This window comes from Bacillus pretiosus (assembly GCF_051294775.1).
Lineage (GTDB): Bacteria > Bacillota > Bacilli > Bacillales > Bacillaceae_G > Bacillus_A > Bacillus_A wiedmannii.
In genome coordinates, this window is the sequence record NZ_JBPPHF010000439.1 from 1 (window position 1) to 287 (window position 287).

1 protein-coding gene is annotated in these 287 nt (G+C 41.1%); it reads right to left on the reverse strand.

Annotated features, from left to right (window positions below; translation table 11 throughout):
- A partial coding sequence (locus ACSG5Z_RS31630; RefSeq protein ID WP_435712926.1) for a PDZ domain-containing protein occupies nucleotides 1–287 on the reverse strand: 287 nt, incomplete at both ends.

A 287-nucleotide genomic window follows, 5' to 3' on the forward strand; every position in this document is an offset into this window, starting at 1 on the left:
CATATAAGGCCGTACGGAATCCGATAATATCGCGAACCGGTTTTCCATCTACCGCTACAATCACATCGTGTTCTCGTAAACCAGCATCTACACCTGGCGAAGGACTCTTCACATCTAAAATGCAACCTCCCTCTGTTACATTGCCTGGTAAATGCAATGTTTTTGACCAATGGTAGGTTGGAATCTCATTTAACGATCTAAGTTCAATTCCAACATACGGTCTCCTTACTTTTCCGTACTTCTCTAATTCATTCATAATTGGAACAGCTATAGTAACTGGTATAGCT